Source organism: Pseudomonas sp. MUP55 (assembly GCF_034043515.1).
In the GTDB taxonomy this organism is placed as follows: domain Bacteria; phylum Pseudomonadota; class Gammaproteobacteria; order Pseudomonadales; family Pseudomonadaceae; genus Aquipseudomonas.
This window is the reverse complement of the sequence record NZ_CP138214.1, coordinates 3,669,886-3,690,352: the sequence shown is the minus strand read 5'-3', so window position 1 is coordinate 3,690,352 and position 20,467 is coordinate 3,669,886. Positions and strand designations below refer to the sequence as shown.

Sequence of the window (20,467 nt, the reverse complement as noted above, 5' to 3'; positions counted from 1 at the left end):
TTACTGGCCGACCTTGAAGCTGTAGCTGCCTTCGCTTTTGTGGGTGTCGACGGACACCGCATGCCACTCGACTTTATAAGTACCGGCCGCCAGCGGAGCGGCCGGGGTGACCACCAGGGTTTTCTTGTCGGCGTCCGGGGTTTCCAGGCCCTTGATCGCGATTTCCGTGCCGTCCTTGCTCAGGGACACCTTGGTGAAGGTCGCTTCGACGCCTTCGCTGAACGTCAGGCGCAGATCGCTCGGGGCGGCAACGCTGCTGTCGGCCGCCGGCGTGGCGCTTTTAAGGTGGGCATGGGCAAACGCGGCAGAAGCGCCCAGCAGAGAGGCGAGCAGGGCGACAGTGGTCAGGGACTTCTTGATCAACATTGTTCAATACCAATCAGAGGATAGAAGCCGGCAGTGTACGAAGTTTCGGTTCGGCGTGTCGCCCCGATCTAGAGCCGATGGTAGTCTTTAGCTCGTGTTGTTGTCAGGGAGCCCTTATGGGCAATCACAAGATCGGAATTCGACGGGCCAACGTCGAGAAAATCCTGCTGGCGGCGGAGAAAGTCTTCGCTGAAAAAGGCTACGGCAGCACCGCCATGGCCGACATCGCCCAAGAGGCGCAACTGCCGCGCTCGAATCTGCATTACTACTTCACCACCAAGAGCGAGTTGTACAGCGCGGTGCTGTTCGACCTGCTGGAACTGTGGAAACAGGACGCCCTGAGCTTCGAGACCTTCGATGACCCACGGGTGGTCCTCAGCAGCTACATTCGCGCCAAGATGCAGCGCTCGCGCACGCGGCCCTATGGCTCGAAAGTCTGGGCCAATGAAATCATCCACGGCGCGCCCACACTGGGTGAGGCGCTGGATGAAAGCCTGTACGACTGGGCCAAGATGAAGGAAGCGAAAATTCGCCATTGGGTGGAAGACAAACGCATCCTGCCGGTGGAGCCGTCGAGCCTGCTGTTTATGATCTGGGCATCGACCCAGCACTACGCCGACTTCGATCACCAGGTGAACATTTTGAATGACCACCAGCCGTTGTCGGACATGCAGTTCGAGCGGGCGATACAGACGGTGACTGGGGTGATATTGCGTGGGATTGGGTTGGAGCCTTGAGCTGTGTGGTGAGCCTGCTGGCCCTATCGGGGGCAAGCCCCCTCCCACATTGGATTTGTGAATGCATTCAAGTGTGGGAGGGGGCTTGCCCCCGATAGCGGTCTGAAGGACTACACAGCCTCCCGATAAGGATTACGCGGATCCTGAGTCCAGTTCAAAAACGGCTTGCCGGTATCAATCGGCACCATCTCGATGCAATCGGCCACCGGGCAGGTGATCTGGCACAGATTGCAGCCCACGCACTCGTCGTCGATTACTTCATATTTATGCGTGCCGTCGGCCTGCTTCAGGCTGGCGATGGCCTGGTGCGACGTGTCCTCACAGGCGATGTGGCAGCGCCCGCAGCCAATGCAGGCCGCCTGGTCGATGCTGGCGATCACCTGATAGTTGATATCCAGGTATTTCCAATCCGTGGTGTTGCCCACCGCTCGCCCGGAAAATTCCTGCAAGTTGGCGTAACCCTGGCTGTCCATCCACCGCGACAAGCCATCCTTCATTTCTTCCACGATGCGAAACCCATGCAGCATCGCCGCCGTGCACACCTGTACCGCGCCGCACCCCAAGGCGATGAACTCTACGGCGTCCCGCCAGTTGCCGATGCCGCCGATACCGCAGATCGGCAGGCCTTGGGTCTGCGGGTCACGGGCGATTTCGGCGACCATGTTCAACGCAATCGGCTTCACCGCCGAGCCGCAGTAGCCGCCATGGGTGCTTTGGCTGCCGACCATGGGCAGCGCGACCATGCGTTCCAGGTCGACGCTGGTGATGGAATTGATGGTGTTGATCAGCGACACCGCATCCGCGCCGCCGCGATACGCCGCCCGGGCGGCCACGCGGATGTCGGTGATGTTGGGCGTGAGCTTGACGATCACCGGCAGTGAGCAATAGGTCTTGCACCAGCGTGTCACCTGTTCCACATACTCCGGCACCTGGCCCACCGCCGCGCCCATGCCGCGTTCGGGCATGCCGTGGGGGCAGCCGAAATTCAGCTCGATGCCGTCGCAGCCGGTGGCTTCTACCAGGGGCAGGATGTTTTTCCAGGACTCTTCGACGCACGGCACCATCAGCGACACGATCAAAGCGCGGTCCGGCCAGTCCTTTTTGACCTGGGTGATTTCGCGCAGGTTGATCTCCAGGGAGCGGTCGGTGATCAGCTCGATATTGTTGATGCCCAGCACTTCGCGATTGGCCCCGTAGTGGGCCGAGTAGCGCGACGACACGTTGACGGCCGCCGGGTCTTCACCCAGGGTTTTCCAGACCACGCCGCCCCAGCCGGCCTCGAACGCGCGCACCACGTTGTAGGCCTTGTCGGTGGGCGGCGCGGAGGCCAGCCAGAACGGGTTGGGGGCTTTGATACCGGCAAACACAATCGAGAGATCGGCCATTACGCGGCCTCCACATTGAGCATGAGTTGGGCGTGCATGGCCTCGGCGGCCAGTTTGCCGTGTTGCACGGCCTGCACGGTAAGGTCCTGGCCGAGGCTGACGCAGTCACCGCCGGCATACACCCCGGGAATGCTGGTGCGCAGATGTTCGTCGACGAAGATGCGTTCGCCCACGCGGTGCAGTTGCTGGGCCAGCGGGTCGTGCAGCGCTTCGCTGGCAAAGCCCTGGCCGATGGCCTTGAAAATGGCGTCTGCGGCCAGCTCGAAGGTTTCTCCGGTGGGGTGCAGGCGACCGTTCTCCATGCGGGTGCGGGCAAATCGCATACCGCGTACGTGCCCTTGATCATCGAGCAACACGTGCTCCGGTTGGGCCCAGGTGAGCAGGCGTACCTGATTTGCCTTGGCGATGTCCTGCTCATGCTGGGTCGCGCCCATGTCGGCCAGGCCACGGCGGTACACCAGGTTCACGTCCCGCGCACCGAGGCGGGCCATTTGCACGGCCATGTCGATGGCGGTGTTGCCGGCGCCGAGCACGATGCAACGGTCGGCCAGCGGCAGTTGGGTGAGGTCATCGGCCTGGCGCAGTTCGCGGATGTAGTCGGTGGCGGCGAGCAGGCCGGGGGCGTCCTCGTTGGGCAGACCCAGGTGTTTGCTGGCGGCCAGGCCGAGGCCGAGGAACACCGCATCGAATTGGGAATGCAGTTCGCTGAGGGTGAGGTTGTCACCCAGGCGCTGGCCGTGACGGATGTCGATGCCGCCGATCTGCAGCAGGAAATCCAGTTCCTTCTGGGCGAAGTCATCCACCAGCTTGTACTTGGCGATCCCGTATTCGTTCAAGCCGCCGGCTTTTTCCCGCGCTTCGAAGATCACCACGTCATGGCCGTGCAGCGCCGCGCGGTGAGCGCAGGCCAGGCCCGCCGGCCCGGCACCGACCACGGCGATGCGTTTGCCGGTGAGCGCCGCACGCTGGAAGGGGTGTTGGCTGAAGTGGGCGTTGTCCACCGCGTAGCGTTGCAGCAGGCCGATCAGCACCGGGGCGCACTCTTCGGCGTTGTTCCGCACGCAGGCCTGCTGACACAGGATCTCGGTGGGACATACCCGTGCGCAGCTGCCGCCGAGGATATTGGCCGAGAGGATTGTCTGCGCCGCGCCCTGGACGTTTTCGGTGTGGATGTTGCGGATGAACGACGGGATATCGATGTCGCTGGGGCACGCGTTGACGCAGGGCGCGTCGTAGCAATACAGGCAGCGCGAGGCTTCCAGTTGCGCCTGGCGGGCGTTGAGGGGCGGCGCCAGGTCGGTGAAATGGCTGGCGAGGGTCGCCTCGTCGTCGCGGGGGTGGGGAAGGTGGGTCAGGGTCTGGATCACGGTGGTGGCCTCACGGTTTTTCTGGATTGCCTCTAAGCGGGCATCTTGTTGCCTGTACTGGCCTCATCGGGAGCAAGCCCCCTCCCACACTTGAATGTGTTCACAAATCAAAGTGTGGGAGGGGGCTTGCCCCCGATAGCGGTCTCAGCGTTTCACAGCAACCGGCCTGGACTGCTCCGCCCGCTTGCTCAACTGCTCGAACACCGACGGATACGCCGGCCGCGGCACATAGCGCCCGGCGCCACGCTCGGCGCGCAGGTCGCCATCGGCCCAGACCAGCTTGCCCTGGCTGATGGTGTGGCTCGGCACGCCGCGTACGGTCTTGCCTTCGAAGATGTTGAAGTCGACCTGCTGATGGTGGGTCTTGGCGGAGATGGTGCGCGTGCCTTCGGGGTCCCACAGCACCAGGTCGGCATCGGCGCCTACGCGAATCGCGCCTTTGCGCGGGTAGAGGTTGAATATCTTCGCGGTGTTGGTGGAGGTCAGTGCGACGAATTCCTGCATCGACAGGCGCCCGGTATTGACGCCTTCGTGCCACAGCAACGCCATGCGGTCTTCGATACCGGCGGTGCCGTTGGGGATCTTGCTGAAGTCGTCACGCCCGGCGGCCTTTTGCTCGGCGCAGAAGCAGCAGTGGTCGGTGGCGGTGGTGTGCAGGTTGCCGGCTTGCAAGCCGTGCCACAGCGCCTCCTGGTGCCCGCGCGGGCGGAACGGTGGGCTCATCACGTAGCCGGCGGCGGTCTGCCAGTCGGGGTGTTGATAGACGCTGTCGTCGAGCAGCAAGTGGCCGGCGAGCACTTCACCGTAGACCGGCTGCCCTTTGCTGCGGGCATAGGTGATTTCGTCCAGCGCTTCCCGGGTGGAGACGTGCACCAGGTACAGCGGCGTGCCGATGGTCTCGGCGATGCGGATCGCACGGCTGGCCGCTTCGCCTTCGACCTGGGAAGGCCGCGACAGCGGATGCGCTTCCGGCCCGGTGATGCCCTGGGCCATCAGCTTGCGTTGCAGGTGATAGACCAGTTCGCCGTTTTCCGCATGCACCGTGGGCACCGCGCCCAATTCCAGGCAGCGCTCGAAACTGGCCACCAGGGTGTCGTCGGCCGCCATGATCGCGTTCTTGTAGGCCATGAAATGCTTGAAGCTGTTGATGCCGTGATGGCTGACCAGTTCGGCCATGTCCTCGCGGACCTGCTCGCTCCACCAGGTGATCGCCACATGAAAGCCGTAGTCGGATGCCGACTTCTCGGCCCAGCCTCGCCACTGGTGGAACGCTTCCATCAGGGACTGCTGCGGGTTGGGGATTACAAAGTCGATGATCGAGGTGGTGCCGCCGGCCAGGCCCGCCGCCGTGCCGCTGAAAAAGTCTTCACTGGCCACGGTGCCCATGAACGGTAGTTGCATATGGGTATGGGGGTCGATACCACCGGGCATCAAGTACTGGCCACTGCCATCGAGTACTTCGGCGCCGGCCGCAATATCCAGGTTCGTGCCAATAGCACGGATCAGACCGCCGGCGCATAACACATCGGCGCGGTAACTTTCATCATGGGTAATAACGGTGGCGCCACGGATCAACAGCGACATGTCGAGTTCCTCACAGGCTTGACCGGCTTGTGCCAGTTCTAAGTGTTGTAATACGGCGCGCCGATGGTCGGTTAATTCCTGTCATCGGTGACAGGAATAGAAACTAGCCCGAGTTTTTAGATTGGGCAAGAATATTTTTATTAAGCTTATAACCATTATAACTATCTGATTTACATTGATAAAAAACGTAATTCACCAAAATGAAGCAGCCAAACACCATTTTGACGCACTTGACAGGTTGCCGATTTGAGCAACATTTCTTATTGCAAATCAGCCGGTTGAGAGACGGCGCTTGACGGCGTCGGGAAATAAAAATAATTGTGTCGCACCAGATTGAGTCCTTCGGGTTCGTACAACTTGCGTGCTACCGCGCGTGAGCCGCCCGACAAGTTTCGAAGACACAATCGGTCAATGAGATAAAGCTGATAAACATCAGCCAGTTATAGATGCAGTGTGGGTCGGGAAGTGCTGGTCGGCACGGTTATTGAGTGCAGTGGCGGCTGGCCGGGCCTGAGATGTCATGTTGTAAACGAGGTACTCCGGCCGCCTGCCTTAACTGGGCAGGTGAGCAACAATAATTTTAAAAAAACCGTGGAGCGGCCATGCAACAGAACAGATCGCAAGTCATTGAGCGTAACGGCCTGTACGAACTCGACGCCGGCCCCGACGTCCTCGACAGCCCTCGCTACAACCACGACATGGCACCGACCAAGGTGCACGAACGTACCTGGAACACCTGGCATATCACCGCGCTGTGGGTCGGCATGTCGATCTGCGTGCCGACCTACACCCTGGGCGGTGTGCTCACCGCCTACTTCGGGTTGTCGGTGGGCGAGGCGCTGATGGCGATTCTGCTGGCCAACATCGTGGTGCTCATTCCCCTGACCCTCAATGCGTTTCCCGGTACCAAGTACGGCATTCCGTTTCCAGTGCTGTTGCGCTCATCCTTCGGCATCCTCGGTTCCAACGTGCCGTGTCTGATTCGGGCGCTGGTGGCGTGCGGCTGGTTTGGTATTCAAACCCTGTTCGGCGGGTTGGCGATTCACCTGTTTCTCGGCTCGATTTTCGAGGGCTGGAAATCCCTCGGCGGCACCGGTGAGGTGATTGGTTTCATGCTGTTCTGGACCCTCAACCTGTGGGTGGTGCTGCGCGGCGCCGAGTCGATCAAGCGTCTGGAAACCCTGTCGGCGCCGTTGCTGGTCGCGGTGGGCATCGGCTTGCTGGTGTGGGCGATGCCGAATGTGTCGATCAGTGAACTGATGGCGATCCCGCCCAAGCGTCCCGAAGGGGCGAGCCTCACCGGTTACTTCATGGCCGGCCTGACGGCGATGGTGGGTTTTTGGGCGACCTTGTCGTTGAATATTCCGGACTTCAGCCGCTACGCCAGAAGCCAGAAAGACCAGATCCTCGGGCAGATTTTCGGCCTGCCGCTGACCATGTTCCTGTTCGCCTCCCTGGGGGTGATCATGACGGCCGCTTCGGTGAAACTGGTGGGCGTCAGCGTGTCCGACCCGGTCAGCCTGATCGGCCATATCCAGAGCCCGGTGTGGGTCGCCATCGCCATGGCGCTGATCATCATTGCCACCTTGTCGACCAATACGGCGGCGAACATTGTCTCGCCGACCAACGACTTCCAGAACCTTGCGCCCAAGCTGATCAACCGCACCAAGGCCGTGATGCTGACCGGGTTGGTGGGGTTGGCGTTGATGGCCCATGAGTTGCTGAAAAAACTCGGGCTGATCGTTTCCGATGTCAGCCTGGAGACGGTGTATTCCAACTGGTTGCTCGGCTACTCCAGCCTGCTGGGGCCGATTGCCGGGATCATGGTGGTGGACTACTTCATTACCCGCAAACAGCAGCTGGATCTGGCGGGGCTCTACCGTGACGACGTGTACCCGGCCTGGAACTGGAGTGGGTTCATCGCGTTTGGCGTGCCCGTGGCGCTGACCTTGCTGTCGCTGGGCAGCGATGCGTTCAGCTGGTTCTACAGCTACGGCTGGTTTACCGGTTCGGCGCTGGGCGGGGTGTTGTATTACGGTTTGAATGCCAGGCGCGCAATCACCCCGATACCGGCGAAATCTGCGCTGTAGCGTAAGTGGAATGCGAACCCAATGTGGGAGGGGGCTTGCCCCCGATTGCGGTATCTCAATCACAGCATCATTGACTGATCCACCGCTATCGGGGGCAAGCCCCCTCCCACATTGGACCGTGTCCCAATCTTAAGAAAAACTCAGCCTGAGGAGATCTCCATGAACGCTGCCCTCGACGTTCTGCAATCGACCCATCAGCACATCAACCGCGACCGTTTGTGGCAGTCGCTGATGGACCTGGCCAAGCTCGGCGCCACCCCCAAAGGCGGGGTGTGCCGGCTGGCCCTCACCGACCTCGACCGCAAGGCCCGCGACCTGTTCGTGCAGTGGTGTGAGCAGGCCGGTTGCACGGTAACCGTCGATGGCATCGGCAATATCTTCGCCCGACGCCCGGGGCGCAATCCCGACCTGCCACCGGTGATGACCGGCAGCCATATCGACACCCAGCCCACTGGCGGCAAGTTCGACGGTTGCTTCGGCGTGCTGGCCGGTGTGGAAGTGCTGCGCACCCTCAACGACCTCAAGCTTGAAACCGAGGCGCCGCTGGAAGTGGTGGTGTGGACCAACGAAGAAGGCTCGCGCTTTCCACCCTGCATGATGGGGTCCGGGGTGTTCGCCGAAAAATTCAGCCTGGCCGATACCCTGGCCAAGGTCGATGCAGACGGCGTGAGCGTAGGCGATGCGTTGAATGCGATCGGCTATGCGGGCGCTCGCCCGGTCAGCGGGCACAAGGTAGGGGCTTACTTCGAAGCGCATATCGAACAAGGGCCGATTCTGGAGGACGAGAAAAAGACCATTGGCGTGGTGCTCGGCGCACTCGGGCAGAAGTGGTTCGACCTGAAACTGCGCGGCGTTGAGGCACACGCGGGGCCTACACCGATGCACCTGCGCAAGGATGCGTTGGTAGGCGCGGCCGCGGTGGTGGCTGCGGTGAATGCGGCGGCACTGGGGCATCAGCCCCATGCCTGCGGGACCGTGGGCTGCCTGCAGGCGTATCCCGGTTCGCGCAATGTCATTCCCGGCGAAGTGCGCATGACCCTGGATTTTCGTCATCTGGAGCCGGAGCGACTCGATTCGATGATTGCCCAGGTGCGCAAGGTGATCGATGAGACCTGTGCCAAGCATGGCTTGAGTTTCGAAATGGAACCCACCGCTGACTTCCCACCGCTGTACTTCGACAAGGGCTGCGTCGACGCCGTGCGCGATGCGGCCAATGGCTTGGGCTTGTCGAACATGGACATCGTCAGTGGGGCAGGGCACGACGCGATTTTCATTGCCGAGCTGGGGCCTGCGGGCATGATCTTTGTGCCGTGTGAGGGCGGCATCAGCCATAACGAAATCGAGAATGCTGCGCCGGATGATCTGGCGGCGGGGTGTGCGGTGCTGTTGCGCGCCATGCTGGCTGCTTCGGCCGCCATTGCCAGCGGCAAACTTGCGGCCTGAAATGTGATTAAAAATGTGGGAGAGGGCTTGCTCCCGATGGCGGTGTACCAGTCACCAGACTTATTGACTGACCCACCGCCATCGGGAGCAAGCCCCCTCCCACATTTGATCTGTGTTGATTCTGAAAATGCTGCCAGGCGTCAGACCCAGATGGCATCCCACAGTGGGTAGTCGCCAATCCGCTCGACCAGGCCCGCTCGCAGTGGGTTGGCCACCACGTACCTGGCCATGTTTACCAGGTCGTCCTCTTTGCGCAGTGCTCGGTCGTGGAAGCTTTCTTGCCAGAGCCGGCCTTTGCGGCCGGTCGCGCCGTTGATGGTTCGTGTGCTTTTGGATTTTACTTGGCACATCAGATTTGCCAGCGTGCCTTTTTTCAGTTCAAGCAGCCAGTGAAAATGGTCGGGCATGATCACCCATGCCAGGGAGTTCGCCAGCCCTTGGTATTGGGCGATTCGAAATTGCCAGACGACCAGGCGGCCGAGGTGGAAATCGCTGAACAGGCGTATGCGTTCATGGGTATTGGTGGTAATCAAGTAGATGCGGTTCGGTTCGCTGTACCGACCGATGCGCAGGCGGTGTGAAGCGGGTAAGTCAGGCATTCCTTGGCCTCTTTCTGATTGTGTCATCAGAGGCTAGCTGGGGGGGCAGTGAGGGGGTGGGTAGGCTTTTGGCAGGATGTGTCTGGGAGGGCGCTATCGGGAGCAAGCCCCCTCCCACATGGGCTCTGCGGCATTCATGCAAAGTGTGTCTAGCACACAACCAATGTGGGAGGGGGCTTGCTCCCGATGAGGCCGTAACTGACGCTGCCGGACTGTATTAAACGCCCGGTTCCCAGCCACCCCCCAACGCTGTCACCAACCCCACACTCGCCTGCAACTGCCTTGTCTGCACCGCCTGCAACGTCCGCTGCGCCTGCAATGCCGCCGTCTGTGCGGTCACCACATCCAGGTAACTCACCGCACCGGCCTGATAGCTGTTCATCGCCAGGGCCTGGGTGTGCTGCGCCGCATCCGCCGCCGCTTGTTCATCCTGCGCCTGCTGCTGCAAATCGCGCAGTTGCGCCAGGTTATCTTCCACCTCGCGAACGGCTTTCAACACTCGGCTGCGGTATTGCGCCGAAGCCTCTTCAAACTCGGCCTTGGCCTGGCGTTCGTTGGCACTCAGGCGTCCGCCATCGAAGATGGGTACGTTCATCAACGGCCCCAGCGCCCAATACCGATTGCCCGCCGAAAGCAGGTTACCCACGCCCTGGGTCTGGCCGCCAATCAACCCGGTCAGACTGAAGTCCGGATACCAGGCCGCCTTGGCGACGCCGATGTTGGCATTGGCCGCAAACACTCGGCGCTCCGCTGCCGCGATGTCCGGGCGGCGTTGCAGCAGGTGGCTCGGCAGTTGTGATGGAATGCCGGGCAAGGCGATCAATTGCGGGGTGGGCGGCAGTGAGAAATCACTGGCCGCCACGCCCACCAGTTCGCCGATGGCGTGCTCGGTCAGATTGCGCTGCCCGCGCACTTCATCCAGCTGCGCCTTGGCCTCGGCCAGTTGGTTTTGTGCACGGGTCAGGTCCAGCTCCGAGGCGATCTGACCTTCATAACGGCTGCGGGTGAGTTGCAGTGCCTGGCTGAAATCGTCCAGCGAGCGGTTCAGAATCCGGCTTTGGGCATCCAGCCCATTGAGTTGCACATACAGCGTTGCCAGTTGATGCTGCAGGCTCAGGCGCGCCACCGCCAAGTCATCGCCGGACGCTTGCGCCTGGGCGTCGCCGGCTGCGACCTGGTTACGAATTTTGCCCCACAGGTCCAGGTCGTAACTCAACGAAAAGTTGGCAGTGTTGCTGTTGTACACCGACGGCTGCGAGCTGCCGCGCAACGGTTTCGAATCCGACTGGCGCTGGCGCAACGGTTGTGCGCTGGCGGTGATTTTTGGAAACAGCCCCGCATGCAACTGGCTGGCATACGCCTGGGAGGCATCGAAATGGGCCAGCGCCGCGGCCAAGTCCGGGTTGGCCTTGAGCAGGTGTTGCTGCAGCTCATCGAGCTTCGCGTCGTTATAGAGTTTCCACCATTGAGGCGCCAGTTGATCGGACGGTTGCGCGCTGTGCCATGGGCCATCGCTGGTCTGTTCGCGGTAACCCGCCGGCAAGTCAACCGACGGCACCTGATAGGTGGGCGCCATGGAGCACCCTTGCAACGCCAGCAACATGAGTGCCGCCACAGGTTTAAGCCTTGGGTGCATGGGCACCCCCAGTGGCGGCTGCCAGTTGCACCGGGTCGCCTTCGCGCAGGGCGTCGGGCGGGTTGTCGATGATGCGATCGGCGGGTTTCAGGCCCTGGTCGATCACCAGGCGTTCGCCCAGGTCCAGGCCGATATGGATGTCTTGCAGGTGCACATGGTTTTGCCCATCCAGCACCGCGACCTGGGTGCCCTGGGCACGAAAGATCAACGCGCTGGCCGGGATGCTCACGCCGTGGGTGTCGGCCGGAATCGGCAAGCTGGCTTCGGCGTAGTCGCCGGGCAGCAGCTCACCGTTCGGGTTGTCGGCGACGAATTGCGCGAGCAGGGTGCCGGAGCGTCGGTCAATGGCCGTGGAGTCGCCGATCAGGTGCGCCTTGAAGTGTTCGCCCGGGTGCTCAGGCACGCTCAGCTCGGCTTCGAGGCCGGGGTGGATCACCGCCGCGTAGTTCTGTGGCACCGGCACGTACAGGCGCAACTGGTGGGTGTCGGCAATGCTGAACAGTTCCGGATCGCTGTCAGTGTCGGCCTTGATCAACTGGCCAATGTCGGTGTTGCGCGCGGTGATGGTGCCGGCGAAGGGCGCGCGGATGGTCTTATAGCTTTCCAGTGCGCACAGCCGCGCATAGTCGGCGGCGGCCGCGTCGGCATTGGCTTTGGCGGCGGCGGCATTCGAGGTTTTCTCGTCGGCCTCCTGGCGCGACACGGAATGGCTGGCCAACAGGTTTTGCCAGCGCGTTGCGGTGGTGGCGGCGAGGCGCGCGTTGGCCTGTTCCTGGATCAGGTGGGCATGGGTCTGCGCCAGTTGCTGGTCCAGGTCCGGGCTGTCGATTTGCGCAAGGACCTGCCCGGCCTTGACCTGGCTGCCGATATCGACTTTCCAGTCTTTCAAGTAGCCACTGACGCGCGCATGGATCGGCGCTTTGCTCCAGGCCTCCAGGTGCGCTGGCAAGCGCAGCGTATCGCCGGCCGCATTCTGTTGGGGCTGGAACACCAGCACTTGGGGAATGGCTGCGGTTTGCGTCCAGGCGGCGACCGATTGTTCATGCAGCGTGCGGGCGTGCAAGCCGTTGGCGACCAACAGGGCGGCCAGGGTCAGGCCGCCGACACCCAGGAGCATCAGACGCTTGCGCGAGGGTTTTTGATCAGACGACATGGGGCATTTCTCCAGCAGTTGCGCGAGTAGGGTGACGACCGTGGACCAGGCTGAAGACCACGGGAACAAACAACAAAGTGGCGATGGTGGCGAAGATCAGGCCGCCGATCACCGCGCGGCCCAGTGGTGCGTTCTGCTCCTCGGAAAGCGCCAGGGGCAGCATGCCGATGATCATCGCCAGGGCGGTCATGCACACCGGGCGAAAGCGTGTGTAACCGGCCTCCATCGCGGCTTTCAACGCATCGCCATGCTCGGCCAGGCGCTCACGGCAGAAGCTCACCACCAGGATCGAGTTGGCGGTGGCCACGCCCATGCACAGAATCGCGCCGGTGAGGGCCGGCACCGATAATGAGGTGCCGCTGAGGAACAGCATCCACACGATCCCCGCCAGTGCCGCCGGCAGCGCGGTGATGATCACAAAGGGGTCGGCCCAGGACTGGAAGTTGACCACGATCAGCAGGTAGATCAGCACCACGGCGCCGAGCAGGCCGAAGCTCAACCCGCTGAACGCCTCATGCAGTGCATCGATCTGCCCGTGCAAGCTGATCGTCGCGCCTTTGGGGCGCATGGACGCGGTGTCATCCAGCACTTTCTGCACATCCCGGGCCACGCCGCCAAGATCGCGGCCTTGCACGTTGGCGTACAGGTCCAGGGTGGGTTCGATGTTGTAGTGCGTCACCACCGCCGGGCTTTGTACCCGCGAGATGCTCGCCACCCCGCCAAGGATTTGTGACTGGCCATCGGCACCGGTCACCGGCAGGGCCTCCAGCGAGGGCAGGCTGTCGAGGCGGTATTGCGGCGTTGCAGCCACAATCGAGTAGGACACGCCATTGGCCGGGTTCAGCCAGAACGTCGGGGCCACCTGGGAGCTGCCGGCGAGGGAGGCGACCATGCTGTTGGTCACGTCTTTCTCGGTGATGCCCAGGCCATTGGCGCGCAGGCGGTCCACATTCACCTGCAGCGACGGGTAGCCAGTGGACTGCTGGATGCGCAGGTCGGCGATACCGGGTACGTGTTGTAAACGGCGTTCGAGCTCCACGGCATAGGCGCGGTTTTCTGCGTCGTTGCGCCCGGAGATTTTCACGTCCAGCGGTGCCGGCGCGCCGAAGTTGAGGATCTGGCTGCTGATGTCTGCCGGCAGGAACGCAAAGTGACTGCCGGGGAAACTTTGCGGCAGAGCTTCACGCAGTTTTTTGACGTAGTCGGCGGTGGGCGCGTGGTCCTTTTTCAGGGTGACCTGGATGTCACCGTCCTGTGGGCCGATGGTGCCGCTGCTGCTGTAGGCCATGTCGATACCGCTGAGGGGAATGCCGATGTTGTCGACAATGGTGTCCAGCTCCTGCGCCGGAATCACCTCGCGAATGCGCGTCTCGATACGGTCGAACGCGGCGGCGCTTTCCTCGATACGCGTCCCCAGTGGCAGGCGCACATGCAGCGCCAGCGCACCGGCATCGGTCGCCGGGAAGAAATCCTGACCCAGGCTCGGCAGCAACACGAACGAGGCCAGCACGCAGGCGAGAAAGCCGATGATAAAGCGCTTGCGCGCGCCCAGTGCGAGCGTCAGCAAGCCATGGTAGGTGTCGCGGATATTCGAGAAGTGCCGCTCGAATCCCTGCTGGAAGTTCAGCACCGATTGCAGCACGGCGTTGCGCGGCTTGGTGTGCTGTTCGCCCTCGTGGTGGTTGATGAATTGATCTTCCGGATGATGCCCCGGGCCTTGCTCGGGTGTGTGGGGCTTGAGCAGGAACATCGCCAGTGTCGGCACCAGGGTGCGCGAGAGGATGAACGAACTGGCCATGGCAAAGATCACCGCCAGCGCCATCGGCCGGAACAGATAACCGGCGATGCCTTGCAGCAGAAACATCGGCACGAACACGATGCAGATGCACAGCAGCGAGACGAACGCCGGGCCGACGATTTGTGCGGCGCCGTCGAGGATCGCCGTCTTCACCGCCTTGCCTTGTTCCAGGTGCCAGTTGATGTTTTCGATGGTCACCGTGGCGTCGTCCACCAGGATGCCCACCGCCAGGGCCAGGCCGCCCAGGGTCATCACATTGAGGGTTTGCCCGCTGACCGCCAGCAGCGCGATGGCCGACAGCACTGCCAGGGGAATCGATGCGGCAATGATCAGCGTCGAGCGCCAGCTGCCGAGAAACAGCAGGATCATCGCACTGGTCAGCAGGGCGGCGATGATGCCTTCCTGGGCCACGCTGCCCACCGATTGCTTGACGAACACCGAGGCGTCGCCCAACAGCGATGTCTTCAGCGACGGCGGCAGGGTTTCGTTGATGCGCGGCAGCATGTTGCGGATGCCATCGATGATCGACAGGGTCGAGATACTGCCGTTCTTCAACGCCGGCATCAGTACGGCGCGGTGGCCGTCGACGCGCACGATATTGGTCTGCGGCGGCGAGCCGTCCCGCACGTGGGCGACCTGGCCGATGGTGATGATCGCGCCGTCGACGCTCTTGATCGGCAAGTCATTGAGCTCGTCGATGGCCTTGGGGCTGTTGTTCAGCAGGATCGTGTATTCGTTGGGGCCGAGCTTGGCGGTGCCCACCGGGATGATCTGGTTCTGCAGCGCCAGCGCATTGCCGACGTCCTGGGCCGACAAGCCTTTGGCGGCCAGGGCCTGGGGGTCGAGGTCGAGGGTGATCTGGCGCTGCTTGCCGCCCATTGGCGTGGGCATCGCCAGGCCGGGCAGGGCGCTCAGCGGCAGGCGGATGTTGTTCTGCACCAGGTCGCGAATCCGGGCTTCCGACAGGCTCGGGCTGGAGAACGCCATTTGCAGGATCGGCACGGTGGACGCGCTGTAGTTGAGGATCAGCGGCGGTGTGATGCCAGGTGGCATCTGCTTGAGCACGGTCTGGGACACCGCCGTGACCTGGGCGTTGGCGGTACGGATATCCACGCCGGGCTGGAAGAAGATCTTGACGATGCCCATGCCCGGCAGCGATTGCGATTCGATGTGTTCGATGTCGTTGACCGTGGTGCTCAGGGAGCGTTCGTAGGTGTAGATCACCCGCCCGGCCATGGCGTCTGGCGACAGGCCGTTGTACTGCCACACCACCGCGACCACGGGGATACCGATATCGGGGAAAACATCCGTGGGCGTACGCAGGGCCGCCATGGGCCCGATGATGCAGATGAATATGGCCAGCACGATGAACGTGTACGGCTTGTGCAGTGCGGTCTTTACCAGCCCGAGCATGCGTGGATCTCCAAAAGAGCAGGATTGCAAACCCCGGCAGTCTTGCCCGACCCACCTAACACGCACCTTTCAGCCAGGTGAAGGAACATTTAGGTAATGGCTGAAGATCGTTTCATTTGTATTCATTTGTTCTACAAACGGCAGCTCTTCAAGCTTGCCAGCCATCGGATACGTCTTTTTTACTGATGTGCTTTGGAGCCCTGCCATGTCACCGAAAACCCTGTTGTTGATCCCCACCCTTGCGGCTGTCTTTATGTTGTCGGCGTGTGCTGGCCCGATTCCGAAGGCCGACCCGAGCGAAGCCTGGATCGGCTTGACAGAAGAAGCACCGAACGACCTGATGGCCGAGCGCGTCGACGGCCAGCGCGTGGACGACGGGCGCTACTTTGAAGTAAGCCCCGGGGCACACCGCCTGGACGTGACGCTATTTGAGGAAGAGGCTGGCGACAACAACCAGCAGGATTGCCAGGGCAGGGTCGAGTACAAGGATTTCAAGGCGGGTGAGCATTACACCCTGGAGGAGTCGAGCCTGGGCACTACCGTGCGCGCGGCGCTCAAGGACGGGCACGGCAAGGAAGTCGCCGCCACCCAGGATTTCACCTGCATGCCCGGCTAGGCGTGATGCGCCGTCGCCTTGCGCGGCTTGGCGGGCGCAGCGGGTTTGACGTGGGGCTGGTGATGGCGACGAGACACGCGCATCACCCCCCACAGCATGGCAGCGGCCACCGCCAGCCAGCCGCAGATCAACAGAAAAATCGTCGTTGCAAGGCTCATTCAGGCCTCCCTTCACCCCGTCCGGGGTACACACAGTCTTCCCAATGGACAGTCTAGCTACCTGGCGGTTGCCTGCTATTGACCAATGGTCGTGTCCGTCCAACTTGTTTGCTCTATCGCAAGGGGTTTACCGGCATTTGAGGCTATACCCCTGCCCAAGAGCATCCTATGATCGGTGCCCTCACCGGCAGTTGATCAAGAGAGTACAAAATTGCGCTTACGGTCAAACCTTAAAGCATCCATCCTTCTGGCCTGCGCCCTGGGGATGGTGGCCTGTTCCAGCCAGCCTTCGAAACTCCCCGGCCTGCCGGAGCGGGTTGAACTCAACGGCGTACCGACCTTTCGCAGCGAGGCTTATCAGAGCGGTCCTACGGCTCTGGCCAGCATGCTGTCGCAACAAGGCATTGTCATGACACCGGGGTTACTCGATAAGCCGCTGCACTTGCCGGGCGCCGAGGCCGACCTTGAGCGCAACATGCAAAAGTTGGCGCGTGAGTACGGGCTGATGGTGTACCCACTGGACGCCAAGCTGACCGCGGTGCTGGCGCAAGTGGCCGCGGGCTACCCGGTGATGGCGCGCATCAACTCAAGCTTCTGGTCCGGACCACACTATGTCGTGGTGGTGGGGTTCAACCAACAGAAGAGCACGGTGCTGCTGCGTTCCGGCAGGGAACGGCGCTTGATGATGAGCTTCAGCGATTTCGAGTCAGCGTGGAAGAGCGCGGGTAACTGGGCGATTCTCACCCAGCGCCCGAGCCAGTTGCCGGCAAATGTGGATGCACAGCGTTGGCGGGAGGCGGCAAATGCTACCGCCCAGTCGGGCCAAGAGCAGTCGGCGGCTCAGGCACTCAAGGTGCTGGCTGAACACAAATAAAAAATGTGGGAGGGGGCTTGCCCCCGATGGCGGTGGATCAATCACTGATGTTGTGAATGACACACTGCTATCGGGGGCAAGCCCCCTCCCACATTTGATTTGCGTTGTGAGTGAGTCAGCGACGCACTTCTGTCACACCCGCACGGCTCTTCAGATTCTTGTCAGCCTTGTAGCGCAACGCCACATCCGGCACCGAGCCGCTCGCGCCAGTCTCGACCCAGTTGCGAATACGGCTGGCATCGGCGAAATGGGTGAATTTGCCGAACGCATCCAGGATTACCAGCGACACCGGGCGGTTGCCCATGCTGGTCACCAGCACCAGGCAATGTCCGGCCTGGTTGGTAAAGCCGGTCTTGGTCAGCTTGATGTCCCAGTTGGCACGGTTGATCAGGTGGTCGGTGTTGGAAAAACCCAGGGTGTAGTTGGGCTTGCGGAACGCCACGGTCTTTTCCTTGGTGGTGCTCAGTTGGCTCAACATCGGGAATTTGCGCGCGTAGGCCAGCAGCTTGCTCAGGTCGCGGGCCGTGGACACGTTATGGATCGACAGGCCTGTCGGCTCCACATAATGGGTGCTGGTCATGCCCAGCGCCTTGGCCTTGGCGTTCATCGCGGCAATGAACGCCGAGTAGCCGCCGGGGTAATGGTGGGCCAGGCTCGCGGCGGCGCGGTTTTCCGAGGACATCAGCGCGATCAGCAGCATTTCCTTGCGCGGCATCTGGCTGCCGATCTTCACGCGGGAGAACACGCCTTTCATCTCCGGCGTGTCGGTGATGTTGATGTCGATGTATTCATCCATGTTCTGCTTGGCTTCCAGCACGATCAGGCCGGTCATCAGCTTGCTGACGGAAGCGATGGGCACGACCACGTCGGGGTTGCTGGAATAGATGACCTTGTTGGTCTGCAGGTCCACCAGCATGGCGCTGCCGGAGGCGATATGCAGTTTGGAGGCGTCACGCGGGGCCAGGGTGGTTTCGGCGGCGTGGGCGAAGGTGCCTGTGAGAGCAAAAAACAGGCTGACGATGGAAAGACGAATTTTCACGCGGATGAACTCGCTAAAAAGTAAGGAAATACCGTTGGGGAACGGGTTTGGTGACAAATGACGTTACATTTTAGGAGTATGGATCAGAAACTGTCGAATGTTCTTCCAGAACCAGACGAAAGTGCTTAAAAACTATGAAAAAACAGATTTTCTTCGGGCAATAAAAAGCCCTGCGATAAGGCAGGGCTTTTTCAGTACGCCTGGTTATTAGCTGTGCAGGGTTTCCGCTGCGTACAGGGTATTTTCCAGGAGGCATGCTCGGGTCATCGGGCCGACACCGCCTGGTACCGGCGTGATCCAGCCGGCGCGGGGCAGGGCGGTGTCGTAGACCACGTCGCCCACCAGCTTGCCGTCATCCTGGCGGTTGATGCCCACGTCGATGACGATGGCGCCTTCCTTGATCCACTCACCCTTGACCAGGCCCGGCTTGCCGGCGGCGACCACCACCAGGTCAGCGCGGCCAACGTGGCCAGCGAGGTCCTTGGTGAAACGGTGGGTGACGGTGACGGTGCAGCCGGCCAGCAGCAGTTCCATGGCCATCGGGCGACCGACGATGTTCGATGCGCCGACTACTACTGCGTCGAGGCCATACAGATCAACCCCGGTGCTTTCCAGCAGGGTCATGATGCCTTTGGGGGTGCAGGGGCGCAGCAGCGGGATGCGCTGGGCCAGGCGGCCGACGTTATAAGGATGGAAACCGTCGACGTCCTTGTCCGGGCGGATGCGCTCCAGCAGCTTGGAGGCATCCAGGTGTTCGGGCAGCGGCAACTGGAGCAGGATCCCGTCCATGTTCGGGTCATCGTTGAGGCTGTCAATCAGGTCGGTCAGGGCCTGTTGAGTGGTTTGCGAAGGCAAGTCATAGGCTTTGGAGATGAAGCCGACCTCTTCGCAGTCTTTACGCTTGTGCGAGACATAAACCTGAGAGGCAGGATCGCTGCCGACCAGGATCACCGCGAGGCCGGGCGTGCGCAGGCCTTGCTGGCGACGCTCGGTGACGCGTTTGGCGATCTGCTGGCGCAGGCTGGCGGCGATTGATTTGCCGTCGATAAGTTGTGCAGTCATTACGCGTGATTAACCATCGAGAGGGGGAAGAAAAGTGCGCGCATTCTCGCATGCCAAGGCGCGAGGGCAAAGGCGCTTGGTCTGCAAATTGCCCTAACCCCTTAAATAAAATCAGTTTTTTTCAAAAAAGATTTGACGGGTTTCAGGACCCTCTATACTATTCGTCGCACTTGTCGGGCACAGCCTAGCACTGGTTAGAAGGTCGAGCAGAATTGTTGTGCTGCAAGGCTGGAAACACTTAGTTTGTAATCCTCCAAGAGTACAGATTAATCAGGCGCCCGTAGCTCAGCTGGATAGAGCATCCGCCTTCTAAGCGGATGGTCGCAGGTTCGAGTCCTGCCGGGTGCGCCATTAGGCAGCTTTGGCACAAGTAGCGCTAGATGGTGGGCGTAGCTCAGTTGGTAGAGCACGGGATTGTGACTCCCGTTGTCGAGGGTTCGATCCCCTTCGTCCACCCCATATTTTGAAAAGGCGCCAGATTAATCGTCTGGCGCCTTTGCTTTAAGAGCTTCAAGCGCGGATGTGGTGGAATTGGTAGACACACTGGATTTAGGTTCCAGCGCCGCGAGGCGTAAGAGTTCGAGTCTCTTCATCCGCACCAAATAAAACGTTGTTCGGCTGTCAGGCGGGACAAGGTTCAACAAAGAAGTAGTTTGGTTTCTTTGTTAACGCAATATGGTGGGCGTAGCTCAGTTGGTAGAGCACGGGATTGTGACTCCCGTTGTCGAGGGTTCGATCCCCTTCGTCCACCCCATATTCGAAAGGCGCCAGATTTAACAGTCTGGCGCCTTTTTTGGTTTTGGCGGTTTGAATTTCGGTGGTCGCAGGTACTGGGCTGCATCGGCAGGGCGTTTCATCGTATTTATGTATCTCGATGATGCCGCGTTGCCTGCTCGCCACGTTCGCGGGGCGGGCCGTCAGGGAGATGATTGGCTGTTTCTTCTATATATAGAGAGGCGGCGCAGAGCCCTGGCGCAACTGGCTGTATTTGTCACCGGGGCGAGGTACTTCAGTGCCTTCGTACCGATAAATTGCCGGCTGTTTCCGGGTGTATTTTCAGTAGGGTGACTTCTTGAGTTCGACCCACTAGAATGCATGCCCTTGATTGGGGTCGGAAATGGCCGGCTAACGTCTGTGCAACGAGGAA

At 61.2% G+C, this 20,467-nt stretch carries 16 protein-coding genes and 4 tRNA genes; 9 read left to right on the top strand and 11 right to left on the bottom strand.

Annotated elements, in window-relative coordinates; genetic code table 11:
• Positions 1-366 (bottom strand): copper homeostasis periplasmic binding protein CopC, encoded by a 366-nt coding sequence (copC, locus tag SC318_RS16520; protein WP_320427659.1) that lies wholly within the window; start codon positions 364-366, stop codon positions 1-3.
• Between the two features lie 116 nt (positions 367-482).
• On the opposite strand from copC, the gene SC318_RS16515 reads away from it, so the two are divergent.
• Positions 483-1,103 (top strand): TetR/AcrR family transcriptional regulator, encoded by a 621-nt coding sequence (locus tag SC318_RS16515; protein ID WP_320427658.1) that lies wholly within the window; start codon positions 483-485, stop codon positions 1,101-1,103.
• Positions 1,104-1,213: 110 nt separating this feature from the next.
• Here the strand turns inward: SC318_RS16515 and preA are convergent, their stop codons facing one another.
• The 3 genes from preA to hydA form a co-directional block, all read right to left on the bottom strand.
• Positions 1,214-2,488: an NAD-dependent dihydropyrimidine dehydrogenase subunit PreA gene (preA, locus tag SC318_RS16510; protein WP_320427657.1), complete on the bottom strand. Its 1,275-nt coding sequence runs from the start codon at positions 2,486-2,488 to the stop codon at positions 1,214-1,216.
• Positions 2,488-3,855 carry an NAD(P)-dependent oxidoreductase gene (locus SC318_RS16505; RefSeq protein ID WP_320427656.1) on the bottom strand — a complete coding sequence of 456 codons (1,368 nt, stop codon included), beginning with the start codon at positions 3,853-3,855 and terminating at the stop codon, positions 2,488-2,490. Before SC318_RS16505 ends, preA begins: the two co-directional genes overlap by 1 nt.
• A gap of 144 nt (positions 3,856-3,999) precedes the next feature.
• Positions 4,000-5,439, bottom strand: a complete 1,440-nt coding sequence (gene hydA / locus SC318_RS16500) for a dihydropyrimidinase (RefSeq protein ID WP_320427655.1) — start codon at positions 5,437-5,439, stop codon at positions 4,000-4,002.
• A gap of 602 nt (positions 5,440-6,041) precedes the next feature.
• Between hydA and SC318_RS16495 the strand changes: the two genes are divergently transcribed.
• Together SC318_RS16495 and SC318_RS16490 are read left to right on the top strand one after the other, a co-directional pair.
• Entirely contained in the window at positions 6,042-7,529 is a 1,488-nt protein-coding gene (locus SC318_RS16495) for an NCS1 family nucleobase:cation symporter-1 (protein ID WP_320427654.1), read from the top strand.
• A gap of 159 nt (positions 7,530-7,688) precedes the next feature.
• A complete protein-coding gene (locus SC318_RS16490) occupies positions 7,689-8,972 on the top strand; it encodes a Zn-dependent hydrolase (RefSeq protein ID WP_320427653.1) in 1,284 nt (427 codons plus the stop codon).
• Between the two features lie 140 nt (positions 8,973-9,112).
• Here the strand turns inward: SC318_RS16490 and SC318_RS16485 are convergent, their stop codons facing one another.
• The 4 genes from SC318_RS16485 to SC318_RS16470 form a co-directional block, all read right to left on the bottom strand.
• Complete coding sequence (locus SC318_RS16485) at positions 9,113-9,571, bottom strand: REP-associated tyrosine transposase (RefSeq protein ID WP_320427652.1); 459 nt, start codon at positions 9,569-9,571, stop codon at positions 9,113-9,115.
• 217 nt (positions 9,572-9,788) lie between these two features.
• Positions 9,789-11,207 (bottom strand): efflux transporter outer membrane subunit, encoded by a 1,419-nt coding sequence (locus SC318_RS16480; protein ID WP_320427651.1) that lies wholly within the window; start codon positions 11,205-11,207, stop codon positions 9,789-9,791.
• Entirely contained in the window at positions 11,191-12,360 is a 1,170-nt protein-coding gene (locus SC318_RS16475) for an efflux RND transporter periplasmic adaptor subunit (RefSeq protein WP_320427650.1), read from the bottom strand. The genes SC318_RS16480 and SC318_RS16475 overlap by 17 nt, the downstream gene beginning before the upstream one ends.
• Complete coding sequence (locus SC318_RS16470) at positions 12,350-15,571, bottom strand: efflux RND transporter permease subunit (RefSeq protein WP_320427649.1); 3,222 nt, start codon at positions 15,569-15,571, stop codon at positions 12,350-12,352. The genes SC318_RS16475 and SC318_RS16470 overlap by 11 nt, the downstream gene beginning before the upstream one ends.
• 205 nt (positions 15,572-15,776) lie before the next feature.
• Between SC318_RS16470 and SC318_RS16465 the strand changes: the two genes are divergently transcribed.
• On the top strand, positions 15,777-16,187 hold the full coding sequence (locus tag SC318_RS16465) for a PA0061/PA0062 family lipoprotein (RefSeq protein WP_320427648.1): 411 nt from the start codon (positions 15,777-15,779) through the stop codon (positions 16,185-16,187).
• Here SC318_RS16465 and SC318_RS16460 read toward each other — a convergent pair.
• A complete protein-coding gene (locus SC318_RS16460; RefSeq protein ID WP_320427647.1) occupies positions 16,184-16,345 on the bottom strand; it encodes a hypothetical protein in 162 nt (53 codons plus the stop codon). The two genes, SC318_RS16465 and SC318_RS16460, sit on opposite strands and share 4 nt — an antisense overlap.
• Before the next feature lie 211 nt (positions 16,346-16,556).
• On the opposite strand from SC318_RS16460, the gene SC318_RS16455 reads away from it, so the two are divergent.
• Positions 16,557-17,219 carry a PA2778 family cysteine peptidase gene (locus SC318_RS16455; RefSeq protein WP_320427646.1) on the top strand — a complete coding sequence of 221 codons (663 nt, stop codon included), beginning with the start codon at positions 16,557-16,559 and terminating at the stop codon, positions 17,217-17,219.
• A gap of 115 nt (positions 17,220-17,334) precedes the next feature.
• Here SC318_RS16455 and pbpG read toward each other — a convergent pair whose 3' ends face one another.
• Positions 17,335-18,258, bottom strand: coding sequence for a D-alanyl-D-alanine endopeptidase (gene pbpG, locus SC318_RS16450; RefSeq protein WP_320427645.1), 924 nt, complete (start codon positions 18,256-18,258; stop codon positions 17,335-17,337).
• A gap of 207 nt (positions 18,259-18,465) precedes the next feature.
• Positions 18,466-19,320 (bottom strand): bifunctional methylenetetrahydrofolate dehydrogenase/methenyltetrahydrofolate cyclohydrolase FolD, encoded by an 855-nt coding sequence (gene folD, locus SC318_RS16445; protein WP_320427644.1) that lies wholly within the window; start codon positions 19,318-19,320, stop codon positions 18,466-18,468.
• Positions 19,321-19,594: 274 nt separating this feature from the next.
• Here folD and SC318_RS16440 point away from each other — a divergent pair.
• The 4 genes from SC318_RS16440 (at position 19,595) to SC318_RS16425 (ending at position 20,074) form a co-directional block, all read left to right on the top strand.
• Positions 19,595-19,671: transfer RNA gene (locus SC318_RS16440), tRNA-Arg, on the top strand.
• Between the two features lie 32 nt (positions 19,672-19,703).
• Positions 19,704-19,779: transfer RNA gene (locus SC318_RS16435), tRNA-His, on the top strand.
• A gap of 57 nt (positions 19,780-19,836) precedes the next feature.
• A tRNA-Leu gene (locus tag SC318_RS16430) sits at positions 19,837-19,921 on the top strand.
• Between the two features lie 77 nt (positions 19,922-19,998).
• Positions 19,999-20,074, top strand: a tRNA-His gene (locus SC318_RS16425).
• The last annotated feature ends 393 nt before the right edge of the window (positions 20,075-20,467 follow it).

Coding starts and splice junctions, on each gene's coding strand:
- copC (WP_320427659.1), bottom strand. CDS start 366: ATGTTGATCAAGAAGTCCCTGACCACTGTCGCCCTGCTCGCCTCTCTG.
- SC318_RS16515 (WP_320427658.1), top strand. CDS start 483: ATGGGCAATCACAAGATCGGAATTCGACGGGCCAACGTCGAGAAAATC.
- preA (WP_320427657.1), bottom strand. CDS start 2,488: ATGGCCGATCTCTCGATTGTGTTTGCCGGTATCAAAGCCCCCAACCCG.
- hydA (WP_320427655.1), bottom strand. CDS start 5,439: ATGTCGCTGTTGATCCGTGGCGCCACCGTTATTACCCATGATGAAAGT.
- SC318_RS16495 (WP_320427654.1), top strand. CDS start 6,042: ATGCAACAGAACAGATCGCAAGTCATTGAGCGTAACGGCCTGTACGAA.
- SC318_RS16490 (WP_320427653.1), top strand. CDS start 7,689: ATGAACGCTGCCCTCGACGTTCTGCAATCGACCCATCAGCACATCAAC.
- SC318_RS16485 (WP_320427652.1), bottom strand. CDS start 9,571: ATGCCTGACTTACCCGCTTCACACCGCCTGCGCATCGGTCGGTACAGC.
- SC318_RS16480 (WP_320427651.1), bottom strand. CDS start 11,207: ATGCACCCAAGGCTTAAACCTGTGGCGGCACTCATGTTGCTGGCGTTG.
- SC318_RS16475 (WP_320427650.1), bottom strand. CDS start 12,360: ATGTCGTCTGATCAAAAACCCTCGCGCAAGCGTCTGATGCTCCTGGGT.
- SC318_RS16470 (WP_320427649.1), bottom strand. CDS start 15,571: ATGCTCGGGCTGGTAAAGACCGCACTGCACAAGCCGTACACGTTCATC.
- SC318_RS16465 (WP_320427648.1), top strand. CDS start 15,777: ATGTCACCGAAAACCCTGTTGTTGATCCCCACCCTTGCGGCTGTCTTT.
- SC318_RS16460 (WP_320427647.1), bottom strand. CDS start 16,345: ATGAGCCTTGCAACGACGATTTTTCTGTTGATCTGCGGCTGGCTGGCG.
- folD (WP_320427644.1), bottom strand. CDS start 19,320: ATGACTGCACAACTTATCGACGGCAAATCAATCGCCGCCAGCCTGCGC.